Genomic DNA, 26,010 nt, shown 5'->3' on the forward strand with positions numbered 1-26,010 from the left:
GAAAGTACCAGAGACAATCGTCATACAATGATTGTCTCTGGTACTTTCTTATTATTTAGCTTCTAATAGTTCTTCTTTTCCGTGAACAAGCTGTGTCAACATGGCACAGAAAGGTGTTGCTACGTTGTATTTTTGTCCTTTGCGCCAAACGGCACCATTGATGTAATCAATTTCTGTGAGACGATGATTTTTAATTAAATCTTGATACATAGACGGATAGTGCAAGCCAATACCGTTTGGATCATAAGTTTGAGCAATATGTGTATAGACTTCTGCTTGATCTAAATGAATGGCTTCTTTTTCTGCGACTGCTGCAAATTCACCGATTAATGTTTTAACAAGGGATTCACTAACAGGTAGTGCACCAAATTCAGCAATATTACAATCAAGGATTGTACACAAACCATTTAGCGTACCATTGACACAGGCTTTCCGCCAAATAGAGTAGCGAACATTGCTACTATAGCTTGGATTTAAACCAGCTTTTTGGAAGACATCAACGACTTCTAAAGCAAATTCTTTACCAGAAGGATCAATATTTTCTAATTCAATTTCGCCATCACCTAAAAGTTTAACACGTCCCGGTCCTTCTAAACCAGCTGTCCACATGGTAATGCCAACCAAGATGTTTTCTTTTGGCACATATTTTTCTAGTACATCTTCATGACCTAAGCCATTTAATAAACATAGTACATACGTTTTTTCAGTAATCATTGGTTGAATCGCTTTAAACATTGCATCTAATTGTTGTGCTTTGGTTAAAGCAATAATTAAATCTACTTGTTCATTTTGATGGTCAATTTCTTCTGGTGAGAAGATTGGTAGTTTTGCGACAACTTCTTCTCCATTAAAATCAGCGATTAAACCATTTTTACGAATGGCTTCAATGTGCGCGGGCCATTGATCGATTAAAGTTACATCATTTCCGCCTTGATGCAACATAATTCCTAAACGGCTGCCCATAGCGCCGGCACCAGCAATTGCAATTTTCATGTGTATCCATCTCCTTAAAAGTTCTTTAACCGTTATTATTATACAGCAACTTTCCTAAAAATGAATAAATGGGACTTGCAAATTTGTTATTTTTTAAATGTTTCCTAAAAAGTAAGGATTGCATCAAATGGTAAAGTAAGCTAAAGTAAAGCGTGGAAAAGTTTATAAATGAAAGTAGAGGAATCGTTAATGACGAAAGAAAAATTTTGTCGAGAATCACGAGTGATTCAAACACATCGTGTATTTCCCTTTGATTTAAATCCCTTTGGTGCACTATTTGGTGGGAAATTAATGTCTTTAATTGATGACGCCGCATCCATTTCCGTTTCACGACATTGTCGGAGAGGGGCAGTTACAGCATCTTTAGATAACTTAAATTTTTTAAAACCTTTAAAAGAAAATCACTCAGTGTGTGTTGAAACGTTTGTTTCTGGCGTGCATCATAAATCGATGGAAGTATTTGTTAAAGTTGTAGGAGAAGATTTAACAACTGGAGAGCGTTATTTAGCGGCGACTTGTTTTACAACTTTTGTAGCCATTCCGTCTCATATGAATCCCGAAAGTGACTTCCAATTAGCGGCAGTCGTCCCAGAAACTGCAGAAGAAAAGTTGATTTGTTCCAATTATGAAACGAGAAGACAACAACGTTTAGCTTTGCGAGAAGAGACTAAATTATTTAGTCAACATCTCACAACAGATTTACCGTGGATTGATTCACCTTTATAAAAAAATGTCCGAGTCTTTGTGAAAACAGACTTGGACATTTTTTGATGAAAAAAGAAGCTAACATGAATGCTAACTTCTATCTCACATTATTTAGCTAATTTGCTTAAACGAATTTTATCGCGGTTAGCTTTGTTTTTATGGATTAAACCTTTAGTTGCAGCCATATCAACAGCTTTAACAGCTTCGTTGTATAAAGCATCGACGTTATCAGCTCCAGCAGCTACAGCTTCTTCAAATTTCTTGATTGCTGTACGCATTGCGTTTGTTTGAGATGAATTTTTCGCATTCGCGTTAGCACTTGTACGTACGCGTTTGATTGCAGATTCGATATTTGGCATTTGTTTCACCTCCGATGATTTAGGTTTTACACTGGTCAGCCAATGTAATTCAACAGTAATCATTATACCTAATCCATTGTTCCATTGCAATAAAAGACGACAAGTTTTTTTCCTTAACAGACAATTTCAAGAAAAAAATAAGAAAATTTGCCAGAGCCTTAAGAAAAAAGCATACATTTTTTTTAAAACATGCTATGATAAAATAGATAAATGAAAAATGGTGGTGTCTTTGTGAGTATTGCATTATTGGTAACGATTACTTTGGTAATGGGTGTAATTTTTGTTAACGGTTGGACGGATGCGCCGAACGCAATTGCAACCGCTGTCTCGACTCGGGTGTTAAAACCGAATGTCGCAATTTGGATGGCTGTTGTGATGAACTTTTTAGGTGCATTAGTCATGACCTTTTTTAATGCCCAAGTAGCTGAAACGATTAGTAACATTGTTAGTTTTGACGCAAATGGAAACGCTTCACAGGTGGCTTTGGCTGCTTCGCTTTTTTCAATTGTGGTTTGGGCAGTTGCTGCGTGGTATTTTGGTATTCCCACAAGTGAAAGCCATGCGTTAATTGCCGGCTTGACTGGTTCGGCAATGGCATTAGGTGGTTTGGGTGCAGTCAATGGCTCGGAATGGGTCAAAGTGCTTGTTGGTCTAGTTGTTTCTACCGTTATGGGCTTTGGCGGCGGTTATTTGATTGCCAAACTTGTTGTGAAAGCTTTCTCGGCTGTGCCTAGAAGAAAAGCCAACAAATTTTTTACGGTTGGGCAAGCCTTTGGTGCAGGAGCTAATGCTTTTTTACATGGTGCGCAAGATGGGCAAAAATTTATGGGCGTGTTCATGTTAGTGCTTTTTTATAATAATTTAGTCGAAAAAACAGGTGGCGGTTTTGTGATTCCGTTATGGGTTATGGTTCTGTGTTCCATTACAATGGGCATTGGAACTTCTGTGGGCGGCATGAGAATCATTAAATCAGTCGGGATGGATATGGTAAAACTCGAACGCTATCAAGGCTTCACTGCAGATTTAAGCACGGCTATTTGTTTATTTTTAGCATCGGCTTTCGGGATTCCAGTTTCAACTACTCATACAAAAACAACAGCGATTATGGGAGTAGGTGCTTCTAAGCGAATCTCAAGTGTTGACTGGCGTATCGTGAAAGAAATGCTGATAGCATGGATTTTAACTTTCCCAGGATGTGGGCTGATCGCTTATGTGATGTCAAAATTATTTATTGCAATTTTTTAAGGAGAGAAAAACATGGCACGTAAAAAACAATTTGATTATTTTGGAGAATTAAACCAGTTAGCAACAAATGCTTATGAAGCGGCAAAGGTTTTGCAAGAAATTGTAGACAATTATTCATTAGAAAACTTAGTAAAAAAATCAGAAGCGATTCATCAATTGGAAAAAGAGAATGATGAAATTGTTCGCAAAATTTTAAATGAACTCTATATTTCCTTTATTACGCCAATTGATCGAGAAGATATTGTCGATATTACGGATCACTTAGATAACATTATCGATAGCATTAATAGTTTGTCTTATTTACTTGATCATTTAGTTGTCGAAGAAATGATTGCGCCCGCGCTAGAATTAACTGCTTATATTGTTAAAGCGACAGAAGGCGTTAAATCAGCAACGAAGGAATTTGCAAAATTTAAAAATTCTAAAACGTTAGTTTCATTGATTGATGAAGTGAATACGATTGAATCTCAAGGCGATAAATTATACAGTAGCGCCATGAAAGATTTGATGACTAACGAAAAAGATTTATTAAAAGTTATCAAGTGGAAAGATGTTTATGATCAGCTTGAGCGCACGATTAATGATTGTGAATCAGCTGTTAATATTATTGTCGGAATTGTCATCAAAAATACGTAAAGAAAAGAGGGGGGAGCTGTTGGTTAAAGTAATTATTGATGCTGATGATTTTGGGATGTCAGAAGCGATTAATCATGGCATTATCAAAAGTTATGTCGATGGTTTAACGACGTCGACACTTTTGATGCCCAATTTACCAACAGCAGAACACGCCGTTGCGTTAGCAAAAAATTATCCAGGCTTATTTGTAGGTCAGCATACGAATTTTTTATTAGGGAAACCTTGTGCGGACCCATGTATGATTCCTTCACTGGTAGATGAACAAGGCAATTTTCATCGCTCTTCTTATTATCGTCAACAAAAGCAAGTAACCTTCGTATATGAAGAAGTACGACTTGAAACGATTGCACAATTGACGCGTTTTAAGGAACTAACTGGACATTATCCTGAACATTTTGATTGCCATTCGATTGGGGATGAAGTGGTTGATCAAGTATTTTTAGAATTAGCAGAAGAGTACGGACTTCATACAACCCTGAAATATAGTGGGGAAAAAGAATATCCACCGCAACAAGGTTATTTCCAGGTGACACATTTGTTAGAGTCTGGCGCGTTATCTTATATTCACGAAGGCGTATCAGTGGAGAATTTTTTAGAAGATGACTTTGGTTTATTACGGATGCCGGAATCGGCAATTGCTGAGATGCATTTTGATGTTGGGTATTTGGATCAATTTGTGTTAGACAATTCTTCTTATACCACTTTACGCTGCAAAGAATTAGCAACGATTTGTGATCTTCGTGTTCGTCAGTGGTTTGAAGAACAGGGGATTGAGCGAATAACGTTTGGCGATTTAAAAAAATAAAACCGTTGCTTTCGACAGTGAAAGCAACGGTTTTGTTTTTATGAGAATAACCAGTAGCCAATTAAAATCGCACCTAAAATTACACGATACCAACCGAAAACTGTAAAATCGTTTTTCTTCAAGTAATTCAATAAGAATTTAATCGCAATGATGGAAACAACGAAGGCAACAATAGAGCCAGTTAATAAAATAATGATTTCTTCTGACCCAAACGTATTTCCTTTGGCCAAGAATTTAAAGATTTTTAAAAAACTTGCTCCAAACATTACTGGAATTCCTAAGAAAAATGAAAACTCTGTTGCAACAAAACGTGAGGCCCCAATTAAGATTGCCCCTAAAATGGTCGCTCCTGAACGTGAAGTTCCTGGAATTAATGCCAGTACTTGGAAAGCACCAACGATTAAAGCGGCTTTATAAGTGAAGTCTTTTAGATTAGTACACTTCGGTGCAACATTTTTATTTCGTTTTTCAATGATAATAAAAGCAATCCCATAAACAATTAACATAATCGATACTGTTAAAAAGTTATAAAAATGTGCATCTAAATAATCATCAAATTTTAGACCAATAACTGCCGCTGGTAAACAAGCGACTAAGACTTTAGACCAAAGAATCCAAGTATCTTTTTTCTCTTCGCCATTTTTCTTTGGTGAGAAAGGATTCAATTTGTGGAAGTATAAAATAACAACCGCCATAATCGCTCCCAATTGGATAACGACGTTGAACATTTCCATAAAATCTTTACTTAGATCGAGTTTAATAAACTCATCCACTAAAATTAAATGTCCGGTACTACTAATTGGAAGCCACTCGGTAATTCCTTCGATAATACCAAGAATAATTGCTTTCCATAGGTTAGCAAAAAGCATGTCACCATTCCTTTCTGAAATAAATGCAAAATACATCAAGTATAAGTATACCCGCTGACAAAGTAAATGCCAATGCAAATTCTTATTTTAAAATAAATTTTAGAATTATACAAAGGTGCCACTTGTAATTCATGAAACTTTTTTCTATACTAGTGATACTTTAAAAAATGGGGGAAGAGAAATGTTTGGATTTTTGAAGAAAAAGAATGAAGTTGTCGAAAATAATACAATGTATGCCGTTGCCAATGGAACCGTTATCCCAATTAGTGAAGTGAATGATCCTGTTTTTTCACAAAAAATGATGGGAGATGGCTATGCAGTAGTTCCAGAAAATGGTGAAATTTATGCACCTATTGAAGGAGAAGTTTTAAGCGTTTTCCAAACAAAACATGCCATTGGTTTAAAAATGACAAACGGTCTTGAAATTTTATTACACATGGGTATCGATACGGTAGAGTTAAACGGGGCACCGTTCACTATTAAAGTGAAAGAAGGCGACCAAGTGACTGCAGATACGGTGGTCGCAATTGCTGATTTAGAGGCAATTAAAGCAGCTGGTAAAGGAACTGAAATGGTTGTCATCATTACCAACATGGATAAAGTAGCACAATTTTCGTTAGAGAAAACTGGCGTGGTTACAGCTGGTACACCAGTTGGCTCTGCCACAGCCAATTAATGCATTAGACGAGGTCGGGACAGAACCGTTTAGCTCCGAGAAATAAGAAGAAATTTCCGAAAATTGATCTTTGATTTTTGGAGAATTTCGGCTTATTTCCGAAGGAGTTGGTTCTGTTCCCGCCGTTTATCAGTTTTTGAGCGTGGAGCAAAAATCCAAATTGATTTTTGTTCCACGCTCGTTTTTTTTGAACATGAATAAAATTTTATTTTGGAATTAAAAAATATTTAGAAAAATAGTTGAAATTTTATTTCAAACAAGTTATAATGAAAGCGTATTAGAGAGGAGCTAAAAAGATGTATGGTATTTCAGTTTTTCTTGGTGAAGAGATTACAAACGATACAATTATTTATATCAAAAAGATGAAAGCGCTTGGATTTGATGGTATTTTCACTTCTTTACACATTCCAGAAGATGATACTTCCCTTTATCGCCAACGCTTGACTGATTTAGGGGCAATTGCTAAGGCAGAAAAAATGAAAATTATGGTAGATATTTCAGGTGAAGCGTTAAAAAGAGCGGGTTTTTCTTTCGATGAATTAGAGCCTTTAATTGAGTTGGGCGTAACTGGCCTCCGGATGGACTATGGCATTACGATAGAACAAATGGCTCATGCTTCACATAAGATTGATATAGGATTGAATGCTAGTACCATTACACTTGAAGAAGTGGCTGAGTTAAAGGCTCACCAAGCGGACTTTTCTCGCTTAGAAGCTTGGCATAATTATTATCCAAGACCTGAAACAGGCATTGGAACAACATTTTTTAATGAAAAGAACCGCTGGCTTAAAGAATTAGGCTTACAAGTTTTTACTTTTGTGCCAGGAGATGGGCAAACAAGAGGCCCAATTTTTGCTGGTTTACCAACATTAGAAAAACATCGGGGGCAAAATCCTTTCGCCGCTGCCGTTGGTTTGATGGCTGATCCTTATGTCGATGCTGTTTATATTGGTGATCCCACAATTAGTGAGCGAACCATGGCTCAATTTGGTTATTATCACCAAACCAATCAATTTCTGTTAGAAGTAGCACCTAGCAAGAGCCGCTATTTGAAACGAATACTTGGGACTCATACCAATCGTTTAGATGCTGCAAGAGATGTTTTGCGAAGTGAATTATCAAGAACGAGTGAAATGTTCAGAAAAGATGAAATTGCAACGATTGAGTCAGAGCAGACTGAAGCACGTCCAGTGGGAACCGTAACGATTGATAATGAAAGATATGGTCGCTATATGGGAGAAATTCAAGTCACACTGGTGGACTTTCTGAAAGATGAAAAAGTCAATACGATTACACGAATTATTGAAAAAGATCAAACGATATTGCCATTAATCAAGGCAGGCAATCAATTTACGCTAGTCACGGAAGGAACGATAGAGAATGAATTTAGAAAACTTAACAACTGAACGTAGAAATGAAAATACAATGGGCTTAGATGAGATGAGTGTCAAAGAAGCTTTACAAAAAATGAATCAAGAAGACCAAAAAGTTGCAATTGCAGTGGGTCAAGAATTAGCAGCTATTGAACCAGTGGTAGAAGCCATCATCAAAAGCTTCAATCAAGGAGGCCGCTTGATCTACATGGGCGCTGGTACGAGTGGTCGGTTAGGTGTCTTAGATGCAGCCGAATGCGTACCAACTTTTGGCGTCGAGCCAGAGATGGTTCAAGGCCTCATCGCTGGTGGTCAAAAAGCAATGACTGTCGCAGTAGAGGGTGCCGAAGATTCAAAAGAACTAGGTCGTCAAGATTTAGTTGATCTAAAATTATCAGCAAATGACATTGTTGTTGGGATTGCAGCCAGTGGTCGGACGCCTTATGTAATTGGCGGTTTAGAATATGCTACAACGGTGGGAGCAGCTACTGCAACTGTGGCATGTAATAAAAATGCCGAAATTAGTAAATATGCGCAAATGCCGATTGAAGTAGATGCAGGACCTGAATTTTTAACAGGTTCGACTCGCTTGAAATCTGGGACAGCTCAAAAATTAATTTTAAATATGTTATCAACTATTTCCATGATTGGTATTGGGAAAGTCTACAATAACTTAATGGTTGATGTAAAACCAACCAATGAAAAATTAGTGGAGCGTTCCAAACGGATTATTATGGAAGCAACGGGTTGTAGTTATGAAGTTGCCGAACTAAAATTTGTAGAAGCAGAAGAAAATGTGAAGTTAGCAATTGTAATGATTTTAACTGATAGTACTAAAGAAGAAGCAACACAAAAATTAATTGACGGGAATCAATTTATCAAGAATACATTAAATTAAGGAATTAGGAGGGTGTTTTAACATGGCAGAAGAAAGAATTAAACGCATTGCTGATGGGATTTATAAAGAAGTTGGTGGTCAAGAAAACGTGGACAAAGTCATTCATTGTATGACTCGTGTTCGTATGGATATCCGCGATTATGACAAAGTGGATATTGAAGGATTGAAAAAAATTGATGGCGTTATGGGCGTCGTAGAAGACGATACGTTGCAAGTAGTTGTTGGTCCAGGGACTGTTAACAAGGTTGCACAAGAAATGGTAGATCAAGCAGGTGTCAAATTGGGAGAACCATTTAATCATGGCACCACAACTGATGATTCAGCAGGCAAATCTGGAAAAGATTTAGTAGAAGAAAAAGCCGCTCAAATGAAAGCACAACAAAAAGCGAAACAAAATAACACTTCACCATTTAAAAAAGTGTTAAAATCCATTTCTAGTATCTTTGTTCCGATGATTCCTGCCTTTGTTGGGGCTGGTATTATTGGCGGGATTGCAGCTGTTATGTCTAACTTAGTTGTTGCTGGTGATATTTCAGCTTCATGGCAACAATATATTGATGTCTTAAATATCATTAAAAATGGGATTTTTGCTTATTTAGCTCTTTACACTGGGATTAACAGTGCCAGCGTTTTTGGTGCAACGCCAGCGTTGGGTGGTGTTATTGGGGCAGTCACAATGTTGACAGGAATGAATCCAGATGCACCAATCAGTAATATTTTCACTGGGGGAACATTATCTGCAGGACAAGGCGGAATTATCGGTGTTATTTTTGCCGTATGGTTATTATCATTGTTAGAAAAACAATTGCATAAAATTGTCCCAGAATCAATTGATATTATCGTAACGCCAACCATTTCACTTTTAGTGATTGGCTTAGCAACTATTTTCTTAATCATGCCTGTAGCCGGAGCTATTTCTAATGGCTTAGTTGGTATTATCAATGTTGTCTTAGAAAAAGGTGGCATGGTTGCTGGCTTTACTCTTGGTTTAACCTTCTTGCCAATGGTAATGTTTGGTTTACATCAAATTTTGACGCCAATCCACATTGAAATGATTAATCAAACAGGGATGACTTTGTTATTACCAATCTTGGCCATGGCTGGTGCGGGACAAGTCGGTGCAGCTTTAGCATTATGGATTCGTTGTAAATCAGATAAAAAATTAGTTGAGATGATTAAAGGTGCCTTGCCAGTTGGAATTTTAGGTATTGGTGAACCATTAATCTACGGAGTTACTTTACCATTAGGACGTCCATTCATTACTGCTTGTATCGGCGGTGGTATTGGTGGTGCGGTGATTGGGGCCTTCGGTAATGTTGGTGCGATTGCTATTGGACCAAGTGGGGTGGCTTTAATTCCATTAATTGCCAACAACCAATGGCTTGCATATGTATTAGGTTTATTGGCCGCTTACGCAGGTGGTTTTGTAGCAACGTTATTCTTTGGGATTCCTAAAGATATGCAAACAACTAAATAATAAATAGAAAAAAGGAGAACTTGGCTTCTCCCTTTTTCTTTGTTAAAATTTAATTGCGTAGGAAATGGTGTATCAGGAGGGGTGTTTATGCAACAAAATATTGTCTTATCTATCCAAGATCGTCTACAACAATTACCAAAATCAGAACGAAAAATCGCAGAATATATTTTAAAAAATACAGAAACAGTTATTTCAATGAATGCGCAAGATCTAGCGAAACAAGCAGGATCAAGTCCAGCGGCAATTATTCGCTTTTGTCATTCTATGGATGTGAATGGCTTCACAGAGTTGAAACTTTTATTATCTGCAAATCTTGGCCAAATGAAGCAGCAAATGTATACTGAAGTTACTAAAGGGGAATCAACAGCTGATATTAAACAAAAGTTACAGGCGCGCTTTGTTCATGTGGTTGAGCGAAGCGGTCAGACATTAGAGGATGTCGCAGTGAATGAAGCCGTTGATTTGTTGGAAAAAACAGAAGTAATTTTTGTCTATGGATTAGGTGCCTCTTCGTTGGTTGCTCAAGATATTTATCAAAAGTTTACGCGATTAGGCCGAACGGTATTTACAACATTGGACCATCATTTATTTGCTTCTATGTTAGGCTCAACAGAAAAGCCTAGTGTTTTTATTGTTATTTCTAATTCTGGAACGAATAAAGAAGCAAGTACTTTAGCTGATTTAGCGAAGCAGCAAGGGATTCCTATTATTAGTATCACACAAGATGAAAAATCAGTGATTGGTGAAAAAAGTGATATCGTCCTCCAAACCTCTAGTGGGGAAGACGTGCCATTGAGAAGTGCGGCTACTGTTTCCTTGGTGGCACAATTGTATGTAGTCGATGTTTTATTTTTTGCTTATGCAGCAAAAAACTATAAGGAAACCTTAGAAAAAATTCAAATCTCAAGAAAAAATGTAGAACGTTTAAAAGAATAAATAAAAAGAGAAGGGTATCTGTCATTTTGACAGATACCCTTCTCTTTTTTTACTATCAACGGCGCTTTTCAGCGATCTTTTTTCCCTTTTCAATATAAGAAATATCATTAATTCCTTGAATGGTAAATGTTCCTTTTTCGTAAGTTAAGGTCGTCACGCTACCATTCTCCAGCGCCATCTGCATAGGCAAACTTGCATCAATTAAGGAAAGTAAAAAGGAAATTGTTAGTCCATGGGAAACCACCATGACTTTGCCGCCACCATTTTTTTCTCGATGATGAGCGATATCTTCGAAACCAGACCAAACACGATCACGGATAACTTCATAAGGCTCCGCCCAGTCAGCCGTATCGGCTTCAATAATAGCATTTGCTAACTCGCGATAGGTAATCTTCGTGGTCATCATGTCCTCATAACTTTTAAAAGCTAAAATGCGTGGCACCACACCCCAAAGTTCACCATCATAGCCACCATCTAAAGAACCAAAACACCACTCACGAATCCGTTTATCGGTTAGGTAAGGAATCTTTTGGTGGTTTTGATGTTCTTGTAAAATAATCTGAGCGGTTTGCATGGCACGACCACTATCACTACTATAGGCTTCCTTAAAGTCTATGTCTCTAAGACCTAAGCCTAAATGATAAATGCCTTCTTCTCCTTGTTTGGTTAAGGGGGTATCTGACCAGCCTTGGGTACGGCCAATCGTATTAAACATCGTTTTTCCGTGACGAATAATATAAAGTGTCGTTGCTTCAGTCATTGCTACTCCTCCTAAGTTTCTTTAAATAGTGAATAAATCTCTAATTAAAAAATGGGTTTGTGGCTTTTTCATGTTGAATGGTTGTGGCATCACCGTGACCTGGATAAACAGGAAATTCTTCCGGTAAAGTGAATAGATAGGTCGTAATGCTGTGTAATAATTGTTGCATGTCACCAGTGTGTAAATCGGTACGACCAATACTACCTTTAAACAATGCATCCCCAACAACAACAAAATCATCAAAGACAAAGCTGACGCTACCAATTGAATGACCAGGTGTTGGGACTACGGAAAATTTCATGCCGCCAATTTCATAATCGGTTAGTTTAAATTCATGTTCGGCGGGTTGAACAATAATATTTGCTATATCATCATGTCTGCCTAATCCTGAAAGATTCAAAATAGGATTGGAAAGCCACGCTTGTTCTAATGGACTAACATAAACAGGGATTTGATAATGATGGCGCAATTCTTCTACCGCACCAATATGATCATAGTGAGTATGTGTTAATAAAATAGCGGCTGGTTTCTTCCCTAAACGGGTAATTTCTTGAATTAGTTTTGCTCCTTCTGCACCTGGATCAATAATTAATAATGCTTCTTCATTATAAACAAGATAACAGTTTTCTTGAATAACACCTGTTCTAATTTGTTCGATCTGTATCATCTCAGGACCTCCTAAAGTTCTAACGATTCTCTTCAAGTATACCGAAGAATATTAAGAATAGAAAGTTTTCTTGTTTATCCAAAGAAAAAATAAATCATTCTTAGAATGTTCGGTTTTTGCTTGTTTGAACATGGATTTTAAAAAAAAAAATCACATTTTTATAGTTATTAAGCGAAAGTTTATGTATAATCTTCATGTGATAGTAAGGAGGAGTATTAAATGTTTCATTTTGTAATAAAAGGAACAGGTTTTTCTAGTAAAAATTTGCAAGAGATTAAAGTTTATGAAGAGACACTTTTTTGTATAGATGAGGCCGGAGTAATTCAGGAAATAATTGAACCAGATGCTGAAGCGTATGAAACTGTGCTAGCAGAACAAAAAGAGGCACAACGTTTTCAAGAATTGCCCCAAGATTCTTATCTTTTACCTGGCTTTGTTGATTTACATGTCCATGCACCTCAGTGGGCACAATCTGGGACCGCCTTGGATATTCCATTGTATGAATGGCTGAATACGTACACGTTTCCTTTGGAGTCCAAATTTGCAGATTTAACATTTGCCCAACAAGTCTATGATGAACTGGTAACCCAATTGTTAGCTTATGGGACAACAACAGCCCTTTATTTTGCAACCATTCATTATGAAGCTAGCCGTCGTTTGGCAGAGATTTGTGCGGAAAAAGGGCAGCGTGGCTTAATTGGTAAAGTTGTAATGGATGATCTTAATGAGAATCCTGAATACTATCGTGATCAAACAACGCAACAAGCATTAGAAGAAACGGAACGGTTTATTCAAGAAATTCAAACATTAGCGCAGCAAACAAAACAAGGCGTGTATCCCGTTGTAACTCCGCGTTTCATTCCTAGTTGTACAGAGGAAGCACTTAAAGGATTAGGAGAATTAGCAGCGAAATATCAAGTCCATGTTCAAAGTCATTGTAGTGAGAGTGATTGGGAACATCAATTTGTTCAAGAACGTTTTGGAAAAAATGATGCCCAAGCATTGAATGATTTTGGTTTATTAACAGAAAAAGCAGTGATGGCACATGCAGGCTTTTTAGAAGAAGCAGATATGAATTTATTCCATGAAACAGGGACGGCTGTAGCGCACTGCCCAATCTCTAATGCTTATTTTGGTAATGCAGTAACACCGATTGCAAAATTAGTACATCAACATCAAGTAGAAGTTGGTTTAGGTAGTGATCTTTCAGGTGGTTTTTCACCAAGTCTTTTTGACAATTTAAAGCAAGCGGTTATTTCTTCTAGAATGTTAGAAGATGGCGTCGATGCTACAAAAAAACCAGAAGTACGAGGTGTTAAAACAGCACGGATTACCGTAAATGAAGCGTTTTATTTAGCTACTGCTGGCGGTGGCCAAGCGCTAAGTTTGCCAATTGGAAAATTAGAAAAAGGGTATGCTTGGGATGTTCAAATTATTAATACAAGCTTGTCACAAGCACGAATCCCTAAAAATCCAGGGGAATCATTGCTTGATATTTTCCAAAAAATCTTATATTTAGCACGACCAGAAAATATTCGAGAAGTCTGGGTACAAGGTGAAAAAGTACATGATAAAAATCTAATGTCAGCAACTAAAGGAGTATAAAAAATGAGTGAAAAGAAACAAAATAATCTTCATTTAACAGTGGGGCCAGAAGATTCAGTATCTTTTGGGCAGGCCACTATGTTAGGGATTCAGCATGTCTTAGCAATGGACGTGTACGTCGTACCTGTGATCATTGCTTCAATTATTGGGATTAGCACAGCACAAACGTCTTCTTTAATCCAAGCGACATTCATAGCAGCAGGACTTGCCACGATTATTCAATCTCATTTTTGTATGAGATTACCAGTTGCGCAAGGCCCTTCATTTATTCCAATCGGGGCAATTGCAGGAATTTATTTTGCCAATAACCAACAAGGAAATGGCTGGGGCGCAGTTTTAGGTGCTAGTTTAGTAGGAGCAATTGTTGTTATTATATTAGGATTTACTGGTATCTTTAATCGTTTAATCACTAAATTTGTTCCACCAATTGTGGGAGGAACAATTATTTTTGTGGTGGGGCTTTCGTTAATGCCAGTCGCTTTATCGGATAATATTTACCATGCAAAAGGGGAATTAGGACAAAATATTTTATTAGCATTTATAGCAGCGGGGACGTTGATTTTCTTTGCGCTCTTAGGTTCTGCTTTGAAAAAAGGGCGGATTTTCCGCGTTTCTTCTGTCATTTTGGCATTATTATTTGGGAGCATCGCGGCACAATTATTAGGGGTACTTGATTTATCAGCCGTTAGTGAAGCGGCTTGGTTTAGTTTGCCTCAGTTACCATTAGTTAACTTTTCTTTCCAATTTGATTGGTCAGCTATTGCCACGATGTTAGTTATTTATCTGGTTTTAATGGCGGAAACAACAGGCACTTGGTTTGCTGTGAGTCATGTTGTCGCTGAACCTTTGACCGAAGAAAAAATTAATCGCGGCGTAATTGGTGAAGGCTTAGGTTGCTTAGTTTCTTCATTCATTGGCGGCACGCCAGTAACTAGTTACTCTACAAATGCTGGGATTATTTCAATCACTGGAGTTGCTAGTCGCAAGGTTTTTGTGGCTGCAGGTGCGTGGTTTGTCTTATTTGGCTTATCTGGAAAACTTTCCACCTTGATTTCGGCCATTCCGGCACCAGTTATCGGCGGTGTTTTTGTGGTTGTTTGTGGCATCATTTCTGTAAGTGGAATGAAAGTCATGAGTGATGTAACAATTCATGAAAAAGAGATGTATGTAATTGCCGTTCCGATTATTATGACATTAGCGTTGACATTGTTACCAAAAGAGTTTTTGGAAACTCTACCACAATTTTTACAATATTTATTTAGTTCACCCGTGGCAACTGCCTCAATTGTTGCTATTTTATTGCAGGCCATTTTACCAAACGTTCAAGAAGGGTAAAAAGATTAATTTTCGTTAAAACGCCTTTGACAAGTGGCGGTAAATAGTGTAAATTAACAATGGTGTTTGTAAACACGAACGTTAAATGACCGAATGTTCGGTTTTTACGTTATTTTTGTAAATAACTAGGAGGCAGTAAGTATGAAAGTTTTTGATTATGAAGATGTCCAATTAATTCCCAATAAATGTATCGTGAATAGTCGTTCTGAATGTGATACTACAGTAACTTTAGGAAAACATTCGTTTAAAATGCCTGTCGTTCCAGCGAACATGCAAACAATTATTGATGAAACGATTGCGGAAACTCTTGCTGAAAATGGTTATTTTTATATCATGCATCGGTTTGATGAAGAGGCGCGAGTGCCATTTATTAAAAAAATGCAACAAAAGGGCTTGATCACGTCAATTAGTGTGGGCGTGAAAGAAGGGGAATACGCTTTTGTTGAAACGTTAGCCCGAGAAGGTTTAGTTCCTGACTACGTGACAATTGATATCGCCCATGGTCATTCAAATGCGGTGATTAATATGATTCAACACTTAAAAAAATTTTTACCAGAAACGTTCGTTATTGCGGGCAATGTTGGAACACCAGAAGCCGTTCGCGAATTAGAAAACGCTGGAGCCGATGCCACCAAAGTGGGGATTGGACCAGGAAAAGTTTGTATTACTAAAATTAAGACTGGCTTTGGGACAGGTGGCTGGCAGTTAGCGGCTTTACGTTGGTGTGCCAAAGCTGCTCGGAAACCAATTATTGCAGATGGTGGAATTCGGACCCATGGAGACATTGCAAAATCTGTGCGTTTTGGGGCAACTATGGTCATGATTGGTTCACTATTTGCTGGACATGAAGAATCACCAGGTGAAACAAAAGTGGAAGATGGCGTTGTTTACAAAGAATACTTTGGTAGCGCCTCTGAATTCCAAAAAGGCGAAAAGAAAAACGTTGAAGGGAAAAAAATCTGGTTACGCCATAAAGGGAAGTTGGCAGATACTTTAGTCGAAATGCAACAAGATTTACAATCTTCCATTTCATACGCGGGAGGTCGCGATTTAGAAGCGATTCGTAAAGTTGATTATGTGATTGTAAAAAATTCTATTTTTAATGGTGATACCATTTAAGATTCAACTATAGACTGAAAAGAAGACAGCACGTAGTGCAGAAATTAAAATGATTTCTGCATTACGTGCTTTTTTTACTTTACCTATCGTAGTAATCGTGTTAAGATAATTACAACGACAGACGTAGTACGATAGTTGAAGTACTTGAGGGAGGAATTTATGTGATTGGTAGTGATGCAATTCGAGGATACAACGATACCTTTATTCTCTCAATCTTACAATCCGGCGCTTCATATGGTTATGCGATTTCTAAACGCATTCGTGAAATTTCTAAAGAACAATATTCGATTAAAGAAACGACACTTTATTCTGCTTTTACACGTTTAGAGAAAAATGGCTACATTGAATCATTTCCAGGAGAAGTAACGCATGGCAAAAAGCGGACCTATTATCAAATAACCCGTGCAGGAGAGCGTTATTTAGAGGAAAAGTTACTAGAATGGGAAGTAACAAAAGACGTCGTCGAAGCATTTGTAAAGGAGATGGGAAAATGAAAATTATAGAAGAATTTATTGATAGCTTATTTTCAGGCGTTGTTGAAACATCTGAAACAAAACAATTAAAGGCGGATTTATTAGCAAATGCTGAGGATCGTTATGAAGATTTGCTCAGCCAAGGAAAATCGGAAAATGAAGCAATTGGTACAATTATTTCTGAATTTGGTACTATTGATGAATTAATGGAAGAATTGAATTTAGAAAATAAACAAGTGGATGAAACAAACGATTCAATGAACGGTTTGCCAGAAATTTCAGTGGAGGAAGGACTTGACTATTTAGCTGTCCAACGTAAAGGTGCTATTCAAATTGGTCTTGGTGTTGTTGCAATCATGGTGGGTGTTGGCTTGCTGGTTGGTATGCGTGGTGTTCTTTCTAACGGTCTCGGTTTAGTTTGTCTTTTCATAGGTGTGGCAATTGGCGTTCCATTATTTATTGTTGCTGGTAATCGGTTTGTTGCAATGGATAAACAACTGGGGCAACGATTGATTCCGACTAAGTTAAAAAAAGAAGTTGCACAAAGAGAACAAAGTTTTCAACGATCATTTATTTTTTGTATGGCAGCGGGCGTCGTTTTTTGTATTTTGGGTTTAATCCCAGTTGTTGTCTTTAGTAGTGGCCTTCATCTGATGATGCGCCGTTCCATGCATCAAATGATGGGCGGACAATATTATAATGGAACGATGGGGATTAGTTGGCTCTTCTTTTTAGTATCGGTTGGTGTCTTCTTGTTTATATTTGGTGGAGTAATTAAAGGAAGTTTTAATAAATTGTTGAATGAAACTTATTTTTATTCAGAACATGTTGGTCATCCTGATTTTGCCCCTCAACAAACAAAAACAGAGGAAGGACCTGTGGGAAATCCTGTCGGTGCAATTATTGCATCCGTTTATTGGCCCTTAGTTGTTGCACTCTATTTATTTATTAGTTTTGTTTTAGGGGATTGGCGGTTTAGTTGGTTAATCTTTATGTTCGCAGGAATCTTTTATAACACCATCCAAGCATTTTTACACAAACATTGAGACAAACCTGTTAATAGTAAAACAGAAAAGTGGGACATTCGTCAAAACGGCTGTCCCACTTTTCTTGTATTTTCGATTGACAAAAGCATTAAACTGGATTACTTTTAACTCATCCAATTGTTGAGGTGATGGCTATGTGGCAACTTAAAAAAGAACAAAGTGTTCCCATTTATCGGAGTATTATGGAAATGATTGTTCAAAAGATTCAAACAGGCGAATTATTACCAGGTGAAAAAATCCCTTCGGAACGTAAACTGGCAGAATACTTGTCTGTCAATCGTTCAACCGTTGTTCATGCATTAGATGAACTGGTGGACTTAGGCTGGATTGTGCGAAAAAGAGGGAGTGGAACGATCGTCAACGAAGGAAAATGGGGGGTAATGATGACGCCACGAACGGATTGGCATCGTTATTTAGAACAAAATGTGTTCAAACAAGTTCATCCCTTGGTGGCAGAGATTGAGTTACGTGCTAAACAAAATTTGCCGACTGACTTAGATATGTATACAGGTGAGTTACCGTTAGACTTAATTCCCAGTTTCGATTTTCCAGCATTAAATTGGAAACAATTTTTAAAAGAGGAAGCACAAGATGAATTAGGTTATTTGCCGTTAAGAAAAGAAATCCAAGCCATTACAGCAACGGAATATCAGCTTCATTTACCAAGTGAAAGTTTATTGCTTACTTCAGGTGCGCAACAAGCACTTTTTTTAGTTTTGCAAGTTTTATTGAGACAAGGAGATAGTGTTGCCGTAGAAGATCCATCTTTCTTCTATGCCTTACCAATTTTCCAAGCTGCTGGTGTGCGCTTATTTGGTGTACCCATGACAGAGGAAGGGATTGATCTTGAAGCGCTAGAACAAACAATTCGACAACATCGCATCAAAATGGTTATGGTTAATCCTTCCTTTCAAAATCCCACTGGGACAGTAATGCCTTTAAGAAAAAGAGAACAGCTTGTGAAAGTCTGTCAAACGTATCAAGTTCCTATTTTAGAAGATGATGTTTTTGGGCAGTTAAGTTTTATCCCGAAAACAGAAATTCCTCCTTTAAAAAAATTAGATCCAGATAATGTCTTGTATATCGGTTCGTTGTCAAAAATTTTAGGTTCGACCACGAAAATTGGTTGGTTAAGTGCGCCCGCCTCCGTGACGAAACAAATTGCAGAAGCCAGAAAAATGATGGATGTTTCGTTGAGTATTTTTCCGCAGATGCTCGCTAAAATGGCGATTGAAGATTCTTCTTTTTCTGAAAAAATTACGTTATTAAATAAACAAGTGGAACAACGAGCAACAGCTGTATATCAAGTATTTAAATCGTTACCAGAATGGGAAGTTTCGCCAGTAAAGGGCGGCTTTTATTTATGGGCACATTGGCGTCAAGGGGCACTTAAGCCAGAAGATTGGCAAGTGTTTTTACGAGAAGGTGTTTTGGTAGCACCAAGTGTCGCTTTTAGTGAAAAACGTGGAAGTATTCGCTTGAATTGTTCCAGAATTTCACCAGAAGAAATGCCTCTTTTTTGTGAGCGAATGGTACGGATTACACGACAGCTTTCTGAAAATAGACAAACAAAAATAGAACAGTAAGTAAGATTTTTCTTATAAAAATCATTTGCTGAGAGAAAACGCTACAACTTCCCTTTTCTAAACGAATATCCAATGCTATACTTAAAAAGTAAAAACAAAAAAACAAATGAGGTGTTTTCCATGTCTTGGGAACAAGTTTACCAACAATGGTTAAATGAAGAAAATATTCCAGAAAATTTAAAAAATGAATTAAAGGACTTAAATACAGATCCTGAAAAATGTGAAGATGCATTTTACGCACCATTAGAATTTGGGACTGCCGGGATGCGTGGAATTTTAGGCGCCGGTATTAATCGGATGAATATCTTTACAGTTCGTCAAGCGACAGAAGGGCTTGCACGTTTTATGGATACGCAAAATCCTGAAACAAAACGTCGCGGTGTAGCCATTGCCTATGATTCACGTCATATGTCTCCAGAATTTGCAATGGAAGCAGCTAAAACATTAGCTAAACATGATATTCCTTCTTTTGTGTTTGAAAGCTTACGACCAACACCAGAATTATCTTTTGCAGTCCGCTACTTTAAAGCTTTTGCGGGAATCATGATTACGGCTTCTCACAATCCAGCTGCCTATAATGGCTACAAAGTCTATGGTGAAGACGGTGGTCAAATGCCGCCAGCTGATGCAGATGCATTAACTAAATATGTTCGTAGTATCGAAAATCCTTTGAAAATTGATGTCTTATCAGATGAAGAAGTTGCCCACAGCGGTTTAATTAACATTGTTGGTGAAGAAGTCGATAATGCGTATTTGAAAGAAATTAAAACAGTTACGATTAATCAAGAATTAATTAACGAAATGGGTAAAGAATTAAAATTAGTTTACACTCCCTTACATGGAACTGGGAAAATGTTAGGAGAAAAGGCATTAAAACAAGCCGGTTTTGAAAAATTTGTTTTAGTACCTGAGCAAGCTGTTGCTGATCCTGACTTTACTACAGTTAAGTCACCAAACCCTGAAGAACATTCGGCATTCGAATATGCGATTCGTTTAGGGGAAAAAGAAGGCGCTGATTTATTGATTGCAACAGATCCAGATGCTGATCGTTTAGGTGCTGCTGTGCGGATGCCAAACGGAGACTACCAAGTATTAACAGGAAATCAATTAGGTTCAATTATGATTCATTATATTTTAGAAGCCCATCAACAAGCAGGCACGTTGCCTCAAAATGCTGCGGTTCTAAAATCAATCGTTTCTAGTGAACTTGCTACAGCGATTGCTGAGAAATATAATACGAAGATGTTTAATGTTTTAACAGGTTTCAAATTTATTGCTGAAAAAATTCAACAATACGAAGAAGACCACAGTCAAACGTTTATGTTTGGTTTTGAAGAAAGTTATGGTTACTTAGTGAAACCTTTTGTTCGTGATAAAGATGCAATTCAAGCGTTAGTTTTATTAGCAGAAGTAGCGGCTTTCTATAAAAAACAAGGAAAAACATTATACGATGGTTTACAAGATATCTTTGAAGAATTTGGTTACTTTGAAGAAAAAACTATTTCCGTAACAATGAGCGGAATTGAAGGCAGCGGTAAAATCAAAGCTTTAATGGCAAAATGTCGTGAACAAGCGCCAACTGAGTTTGCCGGGATTCAAGTTGCTCAAACGGAAGATTTTAAAGAATTAACACGCACTTTTGCAGATGGTCAAACAGAACAATTACAAACGCCTCCTTCTGATGTGCTGAAATATCATTTAGAAGATGGCAGTTGGATTGCTATCCGACCATCAGGAACAGAACCAAAAATTAAATTCTATCTAGCGACAAAAGCAACAAGTAGTTCAGAAGCTTCTGAAAAAATTGCTGCGTTTGAAGCAGTCGTTAATGAATTAACAAAATAAAATAAACGAAATAAGCTGTACGGAAAAAAGTACGAATGTTAGTGTTTGTGTCAAAAGCTAATTGACTTTTGACACAAACACTTTATTTAACTAAGGAGGGAATGCTATGAAAATTGGCTTTATCGGTGCTGGCAGTATGGGCGGTGCCATGATTAAAGGGTTACTGAAAGCTGAGGCAGTCAAGAAGGAACATTTATATGTGAAAGGTGGCTCAAGTGGAACAGCAGAAGCACTTCAAAAAGAGTGGGGCTTTCAACTTGTCACAGATTATGCACTTTTCCAAGAATGTAAGGTTATTTTTATTGCGACAGGAGCAAAGGTCGTGTTACCTGTCCTTCAGGAATTAGCCCCTCATTTTTCCAACGAAAGTCTATTGGTTTCTGTTGCAACAGGTCATACCATACAAGAAGCACAAATGGCCCTTGGCAATAAAGAAGCCAAAGTTGTTCATGCCATTCCTAATACACCAGTTAGCGTGAATCAAGGCGTGATTGGCGTAGCCTTGGCACCAACAATTGAAGGCCAAACGAAGGACCTGGTAATGGAACTTCTTGCTACTTTAGGGTTAGTCAAAGAAATTCGTGAAGCGCAACTGGAAACTTTTGGTACTGTGGCTGGTTGCAGTCCAGCTTTTGTTGATATCTTTATGGAAGCATTGGGAGATGCAGCAGTCTTAGAAGGGTTACCAAGAGACTTATCTTATGAAATTGTCGCTCAAATGATAAAAGGAACGGCGACCTTAGCCTTAGACACGAAAAAACATCCAGGAGCATTGAAAGATGAAGTGACTTCTCCAGGAGGAAGTACGATTCGCGGTGTTGTAGCTCTAGAAAAAAATGGCTTCCGTTATGCCGTGATGGATGCAGTTCAGCAAGCCAACCACGAATAGATGAAGAAAGTTGGAAAATCGACAAGTTTGTCATTTTTCCAACTTTCTTTGTGCCATATTTTTCGTAGGAAAGAACAATCGCAGTTCTTATTTTAAAAAACTCTGTGTTATAATGAGTGCAAAGTGAGGCGACTATAATGAAACAAATGGAAGAAATCAAACAAGTAAGTCAATTATATAAAGTATTAAGTGATCCAACACGTTTAAGAATTTTGCTACTTTTAAAAGAAGGCGAGCATAACGTAACGGCGATTAGTGAACAATTGGAAATGGAACAGTCCGCCGTTTCTCATCAACTAAAATTATTAAGAGATAGCCGGGTTGTCAAGGCACGTCGCGAAGGAAAAACGATTTTTTATACATTAGATGATCATCATGTAATAGATATTTTAAATCAGACCTTTGAGCATATTGAACATCGATAAAAAGTAGGAAAAAATAGCGTAACTAGAATAGCGCTGTTGATGGAGGTAAAAATGAAGGATACCTTAAAGATCGGGTTACTAGGATTAGGGACTGTAGGCACTGGCGTTTTAACTCTCTTGAAAGAACATCAAGAGAAAATTTCACAAGTGACAGGAATGAATGTAGTCATTGAAAAAGCATTTGTCCGAAATCTTGAAACGAAACAAGCGCAAGCGGAAGAATACGGTCTGTCTTTAACAACTTCAATTGATGATATTTTAGAAGATAAAGAGATTCAAATCGTTGTGGAATTAATGGGAACCATTGAACCAGCCAAAACGTATATCATGAAAGCTTTAGAAAAGGGCAAACATATTGTGACTGCCAATAAAGATTTACTGGCGCAACATGGGAGTGAATTAGTAGCGTTAGCCCAAAAACATCATTGTGATTTATATTACGAAGCAAGTGTTGCTGGCGGGATTCCTATTTTAAGAACAATTGCTAATAGCTTAGCGGCAGACAATATTCAACAAGTTTTAGGAATTGTGAACGGTACGACGAATTATATGCTTACGCAAATGGTTTCTGCTGATAAAAGTTATGAAGAAGCTTTAGCAGAAGCGCAAGCGTTGGGATTTGCTGAAGCGGATCCGACAAATGATGTCGATGGAATCGATGCAGCCTATAAAATGGTTATTTTAAGTCAATTTGCTTTTGGGATGAATGTTTCATTACCACAAGTTGATATTCGTGGAATTCGCGGATTGTCTTTAGATGATGTCGCTATGGCTAAACAACTGGGGTATGAAATCAAATTGATTGGCTCTGCTGAACAAAATGAGAATAGTATCTCGGTGGAAGTGGCGCCTATGCTAGTCAATCAAAAGCATCCTATTGCATCTGTTCGTAATGAGTACAATGCAGTATTTATAAAAAGTGCAGGCGTGGGCGAATCAATGTATTACGGTCCAGGAGCTGGCGCTAAACCGACAGCAACCAGTGTTGTCAGTGATTTAATTACGATTGCTAAAAACATTCGCTTGACAACGACTGGCCATATGTTCAATTCGTATCAACATAAAACCCAATTGACGCGTTCCGAAAATGTATTTGGGCAGTACTATTTTTCGTTAGATGTTCCAGATACACCAGGACAATTTTTGCAGTTGACACAATTAATGACTAAAGCAGAAGTCAGCTTTGATCAATTAGTTCAACAGAGATCAGATGGACAGCGAGCAAGAATTGTTGCCATTACACACCAGATATCAAAAGCACAAATGCAACAAGTTGTGACAGCTATTCAAAATACGGAAGCCTTTCAGTTATTGAATGTAATGAAGGTTATAGGAGATGAGTAAACATGTATGAAGGTTTGTTAAAACAGTATCAAGCGTATTTGCCCGTAACAGAAAAAACACCAATGATTTCTTTAGCCGAAGGAAATACGCCACTGATTCCTTTACCTAATTTATCCAAAGAATTAGGTATTCAATTATATGGAAAATACGAAGGCTTAAATCCCACTGGCTCATTCAAAGATCGCGGGATGGTGATGGCTGTAGCAAAAGCGGTAGAAGAAGGTGCCAAAGCGATTGTTTGTGCTTCTACAGGAAATACTAGTGCCGCCGCTGCTGCGTATGCCACAAGAGCAGGTATTAAAGCGTATGTAGTGATTCCAGAAGGGAAAATCGCACTGGGAAAATTGGCGCAAGCTATTATGTATGGGGCGGACATTATTTCGATTCCAGGTAACTTTGATGAAGCATTAAAAGCGGTGCGAGAGATTGCGAAAACTGAGGCAGTTGCGCTAGTTAATTCAGTGAATCCTTATCGCTTAGAAGGGCAAAAGACAGCAGCTTTTGAAGTTTGTGAACAATTAGGTCAAGCGCCCGATGTCTTAGCGATTCCAGTTGGAAATGCCGGCAATATTTCCGCTTACTGGAAAGGCTTTAAGGAATGGCATGAAAAACAAGGAACAACTTTACCAAGAATGCATGGTTTTGAAGCAGAAGGTGCCGCAGCGATCGTGAAAGGCCAAGTGATTGAGCAACCTGAAACCGTGGCAACAGCGATCCGGATTGGAAATCCTGCTAGTTGGCAATTAGCAGAACAGGCACGTGATGAATCGGGTGGTTTCATTGATGCCGTGACAGATCAAGAAATTTTAACGGCTTACCGAAAAATTGCTGCTCAAGATGGGGTTTTCATTGAACCTGGTTCGGCTGCTTCATTAGCTGGAGTCATTCAACATGTTAAAAGCGGTAAAATCAAAGCAGGTGAAACCGTCGTGGCAGTTTTTACTGGTAACGGGCTGAAAGATCCTGATACAGCAATGGAGACAGAAGTAGCTATTTCAAAAATGAGTGACGTGGAAGAAATGCGTCTGCACTTACGAAAAGGAGTCGCAACACTATGAAAATAAGAGTACCTGCCACTAGTGCCAACTTAGGACCTGGCTTTGATTCATGTGGCATTGCATTATCCGCTTATTTAACAATCAACGTTTTAGGTGAAAGTGAATTTTGGGAAATTCAACATACTTTGGGAGAAGAGATCCCTACTAATGAAGAGAATTTATTAATTCAAACGGCATTGAAAATTGCACCAGAATTAACACCAAAAGTTATTCGGATGGTTTCTGACATTCCTCTTGCAAGAGGACTAGGCAGTAGCTCAAGTGTAATTGTAGCAGGAATTGAATTAGCTAACCGACTAGCACATTTAAATTTGTCCCCTAAAGAAAAGGTCCGTTTGGCCACAGAGATGGAAGGACATCCTGATAATGTGGCCCCAGCTATTTTAGGAGATTTCGTGGTGGCTAGCCATGTAGAAAACCAAGTCTACCATGTCAAACATCACTTTCCAATGTGTGATGTCATTGCATTTATTCCAGAGGAACCGTTATTTACCGAAAAAAGTCGTGCTGTTTTGCCCGAAAAATTGGCTTATAAAGAAGCGGTTACGGCCAGCTCAATTGCCAATGTTATGATTGCCGCAATTTTAAACGGAGATTTACCTTTAGCAGGCAAAATGATGGAACAAGATAAATGGCATGAAACGTATCGTCGTTCATTGGTTCCTCATTTAAAAGAAATTCGTCGTTTAACTCAGCAAAAAGGTGCTTATGGCTCTTTCTTAAGCGGTGCTGGTCCAACTGTGCTAATCTTGTCGCCAGAAGAACGAACCAACGAAATTGTTCAAAGCTTGGAGAAATTATCTACCAAAGCGAGCATCCAAATTTTCAATATTGATCAAGAAGGCGTTCAAGTCTTTTAAAAAAAACGAGAAAAAATCACTAGTGA

The 26,010-nt window shown here is 37.9% G+C and carries 26 protein-coding genes; 21 read left to right on the forward strand and 5 right to left on the reverse strand.

Annotated features, from left to right (window positions below; all coding sequences use genetic code 11):
- Nucleotides 1–51 precede the first annotated feature (51 nt).
- Nucleotides 52–993 carry a ketopantoate reductase family protein gene (locus AB3I72_RS11890; RefSeq protein ID WP_061101302.1) on the reverse strand — a complete coding sequence of 314 codons (942 nt, stop codon included), beginning with the start codon at nt 991–993 and terminating at the stop codon, nt 52–54.
- 168 nt (nt 994–1,161) lie between these two features.
- Here AB3I72_RS11890 and AB3I72_RS11895 point away from each other — a divergent pair, with 168 nt between their 5' ends.
- Nucleotides 1,162–1,719, forward strand: a complete 558-nt coding sequence (locus tag AB3I72_RS11895) for an acyl-CoA thioesterase (protein ID WP_002382741.1) — start codon at nt 1,162–1,164, stop codon at nt 1,717–1,719.
- A gap of 86 nt (nt 1,720–1,805) precedes the next feature.
- Here the strand turns inward: AB3I72_RS11895 and rpsT are convergent, their stop codons facing one another.
- Nucleotides 1,806–2,057, reverse strand: a complete 252-nt coding sequence (rpsT, locus tag AB3I72_RS11900; protein WP_002356703.1) for a 30S ribosomal protein S20 — start codon at nt 2,055–2,057, stop codon at nt 1,806–1,808.
- 210 nt (nt 2,058–2,267) lie between these two features.
- On the opposite strand from rpsT, the gene AB3I72_RS11905 reads away from it, so the two are divergent.
- Genes AB3I72_RS11905 through AB3I72_RS11915 form a run of 3 tightly spaced genes read left to right on the forward strand, consistent with a single transcriptional unit; the run spans nt 2,268 to nt 4,743 of the window.
- Nucleotides 2,268–3,302: an inorganic phosphate transporter gene (locus AB3I72_RS11905; RefSeq protein ID WP_025191163.1), complete on the forward strand. Its 1,035-nt coding sequence runs from the start codon at nt 2,268–2,270 to the stop codon at nt 3,300–3,302.
- A 12-nt stretch (nt 3,303–3,314) separates the two neighbouring features.
- Nucleotides 3,315–3,938 (forward strand): DUF47 domain-containing protein, encoded by a 624-nt coding sequence (locus tag AB3I72_RS11910; RefSeq protein ID WP_002356705.1) that lies wholly within the window; start codon nt 3,315–3,317, stop codon nt 3,936–3,938.
- A 19-nt stretch (nt 3,939–3,957) separates the two neighbouring features.
- The gene (locus AB3I72_RS11915; protein WP_061101301.1) at nt 3,958–4,743 is read left to right on the forward strand and encodes a ChbG/HpnK family deacetylase; all 786 of its coding nucleotides are present in this window, start codon (nt 3,958–3,960) and stop codon (nt 4,741–4,743) included.
- 38 nt (nt 4,744–4,781) lie between these two features.
- Here the strand turns inward: AB3I72_RS11915 and AB3I72_RS11920 are convergent, their stop codons facing one another.
- Nucleotides 4,782–5,612: an undecaprenyl-diphosphate phosphatase gene (locus tag AB3I72_RS11920; protein WP_002356708.1), complete on the reverse strand. Its 831-nt coding sequence runs from the start codon at nt 5,610–5,612 to the stop codon at nt 4,782–4,784.
- 115 nt (nt 5,613–5,727) lie between these two features.
- Here AB3I72_RS11920 and AB3I72_RS11925 point away from each other — a divergent pair, with 115 nt between their 5' ends.
- The 5 genes from AB3I72_RS11925 (at nt 5,728) to AB3I72_RS11945 (ending at nt 10,972) form a co-directional block, all read left to right on the forward strand.
- On the forward strand, nt 5,728–6,288 hold the full coding sequence (locus tag AB3I72_RS11925) for a PTS glucose transporter subunit IIA (RefSeq protein ID WP_002380597.1): 561 nt from the start codon (nt 5,728–5,730) through the stop codon (nt 6,286–6,288).
- A 296-nt stretch (nt 6,289–6,584) separates the two neighbouring features.
- Complete coding sequence (locus tag AB3I72_RS11930) at nt 6,585–7,694, forward strand: DUF871 domain-containing protein (RefSeq protein WP_368023962.1); 1,110 nt, start codon at nt 6,585–6,587, stop codon at nt 7,692–7,694.
- Nucleotides 7,669–8,559, forward strand: a complete 891-nt coding sequence (murQ, locus tag AB3I72_RS11935; protein WP_002381571.1) for an N-acetylmuramic acid 6-phosphate etherase — start codon at nt 7,669–7,671, stop codon at nt 8,557–8,559. Before AB3I72_RS11930 ends, murQ begins: the two co-directional genes overlap by 26 nt.
- 22 nt (nt 8,560–8,581) lie before the next feature.
- Nucleotides 8,582–10,036: a PTS transporter subunit EIIC gene (locus AB3I72_RS11940; protein ID WP_061101299.1), complete on the forward strand. Its 1,455-nt coding sequence runs from the start codon at nt 8,582–8,584 to the stop codon at nt 10,034–10,036.
- Nucleotides 10,037–10,123: 87 nt separating this feature from the next.
- A complete protein-coding gene (locus AB3I72_RS11945) occupies nt 10,124–10,972 on the forward strand; it encodes a MurR/RpiR family transcriptional regulator (protein ID WP_061101298.1) in 849 nt (282 codons plus the stop codon).
- Between the two features lie 55 nt (nt 10,973–11,027).
- Here the strand turns inward: AB3I72_RS11945 and AB3I72_RS11950 are convergent, their stop codons facing one another.
- Nucleotides 11,028–11,732 carry a histidine phosphatase family protein gene (locus tag AB3I72_RS11950; protein ID WP_002364444.1) on the reverse strand — a complete coding sequence of 235 codons (705 nt, stop codon included), beginning with the start codon at nt 11,730–11,732 and terminating at the stop codon, nt 11,028–11,030.
- Nucleotides 11,733–11,772: 40 nt separating this feature from the next.
- A complete protein-coding gene (locus tag AB3I72_RS11955) occupies nt 11,773–12,399 on the reverse strand; it encodes an MBL fold metallo-hydrolase (protein WP_002356716.1) in 627 nt (208 codons plus the stop codon).
- Between the two features lie 219 nt (nt 12,400–12,618).
- Here AB3I72_RS11955 and guaD point away from each other — a divergent pair, with 219 nt between their 5' ends.
- The 12 genes from guaD (at nt 12,619) to thrB (ending at nt 25,984) form a co-directional block, all read left to right on the forward strand.
- Nucleotides 12,619–14,004 (forward strand): guanine deaminase, encoded by a 1,386-nt coding sequence (gene guaD / locus AB3I72_RS11960; RefSeq protein ID WP_368023963.1) that lies wholly within the window; start codon nt 12,619–12,621, stop codon nt 14,002–14,004.
- 3 nt (nt 14,005–14,007) lie between these two features.
- Nucleotides 14,008–15,339: a nucleobase:cation symporter-2 family protein gene (locus tag AB3I72_RS11965; RefSeq protein ID WP_002359736.1), complete on the forward strand. Its 1,332-nt coding sequence runs from the start codon at nt 14,008–14,010 to the stop codon at nt 15,337–15,339.
- Between the two features lie 141 nt (nt 15,340–15,480).
- Nucleotides 15,481–16,458: a GMP reductase gene (gene guaC / locus AB3I72_RS11970; protein ID WP_002362677.1), complete on the forward strand. Its 978-nt coding sequence runs from the start codon at nt 15,481–15,483 to the stop codon at nt 16,456–16,458.
- Between the two features lie 161 nt (nt 16,459–16,619).
- Nucleotides 16,620–16,952 (forward strand): PadR family transcriptional regulator, encoded by a 333-nt coding sequence (locus tag AB3I72_RS11975; RefSeq protein ID WP_002382752.1) that lies wholly within the window; start codon nt 16,620–16,622, stop codon nt 16,950–16,952.
- Nucleotides 16,949–17,977 carry a permease prefix domain 1-containing protein gene (locus AB3I72_RS11980; RefSeq protein WP_002415717.1) on the forward strand — a complete coding sequence of 343 codons (1,029 nt, stop codon included), beginning with the start codon at nt 16,949–16,951 and terminating at the stop codon, nt 17,975–17,977. The genes AB3I72_RS11975 and AB3I72_RS11980 overlap by 4 nt, the downstream gene beginning before the upstream one ends.
- A gap of 134 nt (nt 17,978–18,111) precedes the next feature.
- The gene (locus AB3I72_RS11985) at nt 18,112–19,563 is read left to right on the forward strand and encodes a PLP-dependent aminotransferase family protein (RefSeq protein ID WP_025188663.1); all 1,452 of its coding nucleotides are present in this window, start codon (nt 18,112–18,114) and stop codon (nt 19,561–19,563) included.
- A 120-nt stretch (nt 19,564–19,683) separates the two neighbouring features.
- Nucleotides 19,684–21,408, forward strand: coding sequence for a phospho-sugar mutase (locus AB3I72_RS11990; protein WP_010816656.1), 1,725 nt, complete (start codon nt 19,684–19,686; stop codon nt 21,406–21,408).
- 106 nt (nt 21,409–21,514) lie between these two features.
- Nucleotides 21,515–22,297 carry a pyrroline-5-carboxylate reductase gene (proC, locus tag AB3I72_RS11995; protein WP_002382757.1) on the forward strand — a complete coding sequence of 261 codons (783 nt, stop codon included), beginning with the start codon at nt 21,515–21,517 and terminating at the stop codon, nt 22,295–22,297.
- 116 nt (nt 22,298–22,413) lie between these two features.
- Nucleotides 22,414–22,722 (forward strand): helix-turn-helix transcriptional regulator, encoded by a 309-nt coding sequence (locus AB3I72_RS12000; protein ID WP_002382758.1) that lies wholly within the window; start codon nt 22,414–22,416, stop codon nt 22,720–22,722.
- A 51-nt stretch (nt 22,723–22,773) separates the two neighbouring features.
- Complete coding sequence (locus AB3I72_RS12005) at nt 22,774–24,066, forward strand: homoserine dehydrogenase (RefSeq protein ID WP_010715370.1); 1,293 nt, start codon at nt 22,774–22,776, stop codon at nt 24,064–24,066.
- Between the two features lie 2 nt (nt 24,067–24,068).
- Nucleotides 24,069–25,124 carry a threonine synthase gene (gene thrC / locus AB3I72_RS12010; protein WP_002356733.1) on the forward strand — a complete coding sequence of 352 codons (1,056 nt, stop codon included), beginning with the start codon at nt 24,069–24,071 and terminating at the stop codon, nt 25,122–25,124.
- Entirely contained in the window at nt 25,121–25,984 is an 864-nt protein-coding gene (thrB, locus tag AB3I72_RS12015; protein ID WP_002420036.1) for a homoserine kinase, read from the forward strand. Before thrC ends, thrB begins: the two co-directional genes overlap by 4 nt.
- The last annotated feature ends 26 nt before the right edge of the window (nt 25,985–26,010 follow it).

The organism is Enterococcus sp. GC34 (genome assembly GCF_040886645.1).
In the GTDB taxonomy this organism is placed as follows: domain Bacteria; phylum Bacillota; class Bacilli; order Lactobacillales; family Enterococcaceae; genus Enterococcus; species Enterococcus faecalis.

What these genes read in the sequence shown, in the direction of transcription:
- AB3I72_RS11940 (WP_061101299.1), top strand. Translation starts at nt 8,582, where the DNA reads ATGGCAGAAGAAAGAATTAAACGCATTGCTGATGGGATTTATAAAGAA.
- guaD (WP_368023963.1), top strand. Translation starts at nt 12,619, where the DNA reads ATGTTTCATTTTGTAATAAAAGGAACAGGTTTTTCTAGTAAAAATTTG.
- thrC (WP_002356733.1), top strand. Translation starts at nt 24,069, where the DNA reads ATGTATGAAGGTTTGTTAAAACAGTATCAAGCGTATTTGCCCGTAACA.
- AB3I72_RS11910 (WP_002356705.1), top strand. Translation starts at nt 3,315, where the DNA reads ATGGCACGTAAAAAACAATTTGATTATTTTGGAGAATTAAACCAGTTA.
- proC (WP_002382757.1), top strand. Translation starts at nt 21,515, where the DNA reads ATGAAAATTGGCTTTATCGGTGCTGGCAGTATGGGCGGTGCCATGATT.
- AB3I72_RS11950 (WP_002364444.1), bottom strand. Translation starts at nt 11,732, where the DNA reads ATGACTGAAGCAACGACACTTTATATTATTCGTCACGGAAAAACGATG.
- AB3I72_RS11955 (WP_002356716.1), bottom strand. Translation starts at nt 12,399, where the DNA reads ATGATACAGATCGAACAAATTAGAACAGGTGTTATTCAAGAAAACTGT.
- AB3I72_RS11905 (WP_025191163.1), top strand. Translation starts at nt 2,268, where the DNA reads ATGAAAAATGGTGGTGTCTTTGTGAGTATTGCATTATTGGTAACGATT.
- AB3I72_RS11965 (WP_002359736.1), top strand. Translation starts at nt 14,008, where the DNA reads ATGAGTGAAAAGAAACAAAATAATCTTCATTTAACAGTGGGGCCAGAA.
- thrB (WP_002420036.1), top strand. Translation starts at nt 25,121, where the DNA reads ATGAAAATAAGAGTACCTGCCACTAGTGCCAACTTAGGACCTGGCTTT.
- AB3I72_RS11930 (WP_368023962.1), top strand. Translation starts at nt 6,585, where the DNA reads ATGTATGGTATTTCAGTTTTTCTTGGTGAAGAGATTACAAACGATACA.
- AB3I72_RS11980 (WP_002415717.1), top strand. Translation starts at nt 16,949, where the DNA reads ATGAAAATTATAGAAGAATTTATTGATAGCTTATTTTCAGGCGTTGTT.
- AB3I72_RS11890 (WP_061101302.1), bottom strand. Translation starts at nt 993, where the DNA reads ATGAAAATTGCAATTGCTGGTGCCGGCGCTATGGGCAGCCGTTTAGGA.
- AB3I72_RS12005 (WP_010715370.1), top strand. Translation starts at nt 22,774, where the DNA reads ATGAAGGATACCTTAAAGATCGGGTTACTAGGATTAGGGACTGTAGGC.
- AB3I72_RS11985 (WP_025188663.1), top strand. Translation starts at nt 18,112, where the DNA reads ATGTGGCAACTTAAAAAAGAACAAAGTGTTCCCATTTATCGGAGTATT.
- murQ (WP_002381571.1), top strand. Translation starts at nt 7,669, where the DNA reads ATGAATTTAGAAAACTTAACAACTGAACGTAGAAATGAAAATACAATG.
- guaC (WP_002362677.1), top strand. Translation starts at nt 15,481, where the DNA reads ATGAAAGTTTTTGATTATGAAGATGTCCAATTAATTCCCAATAAATGT.
- AB3I72_RS11895 (WP_002382741.1), top strand. Translation starts at nt 1,162, where the DNA reads ATGAAAGTAGAGGAATCGTTAATGACGAAAGAAAAATTTTGTCGAGAA.
- AB3I72_RS11920 (WP_002356708.1), bottom strand. Translation starts at nt 5,612, where the DNA reads ATGCTTTTTGCTAACCTATGGAAAGCAATTATTCTTGGTATTATCGAA.
- AB3I72_RS11945 (WP_061101298.1), top strand. Translation starts at nt 10,124, where the DNA reads ATGCAACAAAATATTGTCTTATCTATCCAAGATCGTCTACAACAATTA.
- rpsT (WP_002356703.1), bottom strand. Translation starts at nt 2,057, where the DNA reads ATGCCAAATATCGAATCTGCAATCAAACGCGTACGTACAAGTGCTAAC.
- AB3I72_RS11990 (WP_010816656.1), top strand. Translation starts at nt 19,684, where the DNA reads ATGTCTTGGGAACAAGTTTACCAACAATGGTTAAATGAAGAAAATATT.